We start from the raw sequence: 2,888 nt of genomic DNA, 5'->3' as shown, positions 1-2,888 counted from the left end.
CATTGTTTTGAATAATATTGCCTGTGAATAAAGCAAATGGAAAATAGTAATTCCCTGAAAAATTAAAATTAACAAACACAGCTTGTTCAGAACAATTTTCAATCGTATTGTGGTTGAGAAAAAACCATTGAGGTATAGGAATATCACGTCCTGCGTATATCTTGATCCCATAGGGGCAGTTAATTATATGATTATTTGATAGATAGGGATAAGCATTATTGAGCTCGACTGCCGTAGATAGTCCTGAAAATTGGCAATATTCCAAAACACTTCCTGACAGGTAGGTTAATTTTACTTCGCGATTTACATAATCATATGAAAAAACAGGTTGGTCATCCCCTGAGTAATTTGCGCTCTCCGCTGTATTTTTAAATACGAGCCCAGCAGGTTGGTTAACCGCCGGTATGGTGAGGTTGGACTTGAATATGATTAAGTTGCCTTGTTGACCCCTGGCATCTAAGGTGCCTCCTATAATGAGCGAAGCTCCAATATGAATTACAACCTCCACCCCTGGCTCTATAGTAAGTTTTATACCAGGATAAACCTGAATATCCGTTTGAATAGTCCAAGGGTTCCCGGCTGAGGTCCATGTGGTGTCTTGAACAATATTTTCCGTTATATCTGTGGCGTTTGAAGTAGAAGGAAGAGCAAAAAGTAAAGAAAGGCTAATAATGATCGCTGAAAGTTTCATCTATTTACCCCCCCCATCCGTTCAGATAGATAACAGCCCAATACCACTAAGAATAGGCACAAATAATAGATCCATGCGTTTAACCAATTGCGATCATAAAAGTCAAGACGAGATAATTTCAATATGTTATTAAAATAGAGATTCGTTCAAAAATTATGCCTTTCATTTTGAACTTACACAAGTTACGTTAAATTGAGATTGTCTTAGAAAAAGGGCGCAGTCAAATACTGGCCAGGTAATGCCCAACCTTTTTTGGATTATGTTGCTTCAATCAAACACTAAAGCAGCTTGGTAAATTAGTTTGGGGCGAGAGTCATGTCGCAGACACGAGAGGTTGTGCTTTAAAAATTAGGGCAACCCTATTTAAGAATACTCTACTCGGCAGCTACCAGATAAAGCAACACAAAGCAACAACTGGGACTGGTAACTTTCAGTTGAGAATTGCTGGTAATGAACATCAAATGAAAGGATCGTGCATTTGGTATGATGCGGGTACGGACCAAGTTGAAGCGTCTCCATACAGCTGGCAGAAGGTTTAAATGAATGTACTAAGGATACAGGGGACCATCACCATGCAACCAATCAATACGCCGTCACTAAAAACATACACCGCAGGCGATGAGCTTTCTTGGAGCTATCGGGGAGCTGGCATTGAGGCCACACCACATTCCTTAAAGGTGACTCGTAACCAACTGCGGTTTTAGACTCACGGTGTCAGATCTCATTTTAAGAAGATTTATGGTGAGGATGCTCCTCAACTAACAAGTTTTCAGATCGTGGGCAGCGATTTTCCCGAACATCTTGTATATGGAGAATTCACCAATCGGATAGAACATCTTCAGCGCACTACTGAAGCATTGGAGACACTTCTTCAAATTACACAACAACCGCTAAGTGGAAAACGAATTTTCATCGGTCACGGTCGGTCAACATTATGGAGAGCGCTTAAAGATTTTATTGTTGAACGGCTGGGGTTGCCACGGGATGAATTCAATCGTGAGGCGGTCGCCGGATATACGGCAATCGAGCGTCTCAATTCCATGATGGAACAGGCCGCTTTCGCATTGCTTGTGATGACAGCGGAGGAGGAACATACCGATGCCACGCTTCATGCACGGCCCAACGTCATTCACGAAGTAGGTCTTTTTCAAGGACGTCTTGGCATGTCTCGGGCAATTGTATTACTGGAAGAAAGTTGCTCAGAGTTCACAAATATCATTGGTTTATCTCAGATTCGATCCCCACGCGGTGATATCGCAGCGAGATTTAAGGACGTTCGGCGTGTCCTCAAACGGGAGGGGCCAATATAGGCTTCACAGGCACTCAACCCCACTATGCAGCGCACTCCAGCGATCTTCAACCAGCTCCCATTTCATCTCCTTGGAAAGGGCTGCTATGGAGGGTGTTTAACAATGGCAGATCCCGTAAATTGCGGTAAGGATTGGATAGATGTACTGACGGCGCTATTGACACCTACCATTGCCATAGCGGGAATTTGGATTTCCTTTTTTCAATGGAAGCTAAGTAAAATTAGGTAAAAACTTGAATTATTTGATAAACGATGGGAACCAGTTTCTTCAATTCGCGATTTTTTGGGTAAAGCTCGTACACAAGGCAAAGTTTTTAGTGATGATGAATACGATTTCATTGATGCTACCGTCGATGACGGTGATTTGCATACGGCCGCGTGCACCTTGGGACGACACCTGGGCGGTCAATGTGCACAAAACGTGCACACAAACACCGCTGGCTGATAAAATTTTTTTTAATGGTCCTTATAAAGGACCATTATTCGCTCTTTTATAGTTTAGAATATCTGCAAAAGTACAAATAAAAAGGGTTTACAGATTCAATTTTCTGTAAACCCTATTATTTTATGTTGGTGCCGAGGGCGGGACTTGAACCCGCACGACCGTAGGTCACTACCCCCTCAAGATAGCGTGTCTACCAGATTCCACCACCTCGGCATGCGTGTTGGTTGGCTCTACTCAGATTTCGCGTCGGCATCCGCAGTATTGTCGTCCGTCTGCGACTGCTGTTCGACGGGCACCTGGACATCCGTGACCACCGATTTCGTGACCTTGCCACCGGCCATGTAGGCCAGGGTCAGGGACGTTAGCATGAATACGATGGCGGCCACCGTGGTGGCTTTACTTAAAAAGGTCGACGCGCCTGTACTTCCGAACAGGGTCTGGCT

Annotated in this window: 3 protein-coding genes and 1 tRNA gene; 1 reads left to right on the top strand and 3 read right to left on the bottom strand. The window is 43.8% G+C overall.

Features of this window, described 5'->3' with window-relative positions; genetic code table 11:
* Nucleotides 1-691: right-handed parallel beta-helix repeat-containing protein (locus tag ABYV26_RS24030; protein ID WP_372683881.1), on the bottom strand; the 691-nt coding region annotated here is incomplete at its 3' end.
* A gap of 776 nt (nucleotides 692-1,467) precedes the next feature.
* Between ABYV26_RS24030 and ABYV26_RS24025 the strand changes: the two genes are divergently transcribed.
* Nucleotides 1,468-2,001, top strand: a complete 534-nt coding sequence (locus tag ABYV26_RS24025; protein WP_372683880.1) for a TIR domain-containing protein — start codon at nucleotides 1,468-1,470, stop codon at nucleotides 1,999-2,001.
* Between the two features lie 570 nt (nucleotides 2,002-2,571).
* On the opposite strand, the gene ABYV26_RS24020 is transcribed toward ABYV26_RS24025, so the two are convergent.
* A tRNA-Leu gene (locus tag ABYV26_RS24020) sits at nucleotides 2,572-2,658 on the bottom strand.
* Between the two features lie 17 nt (nucleotides 2,659-2,675).
* A partial coding sequence (secG, locus tag ABYV26_RS24015; RefSeq protein ID WP_372683879.1) for a preprotein translocase subunit SecG occupies nucleotides 2,676-2,888 on the bottom strand: 213 nt, incomplete at its 5' end.

Source organism: Desulfosarcina sp., assembly GCF_041551955.1.
Lineage (GTDB): Bacteria > Desulfobacterota > Desulfobacteria > Desulfobacterales > Desulfosarcinaceae > Desulfosarcina.
The sequence above is the reverse complement of the archived record's forward strand: the minus strand, read 5'-3'. Positions and strand labels throughout refer to the sequence as shown.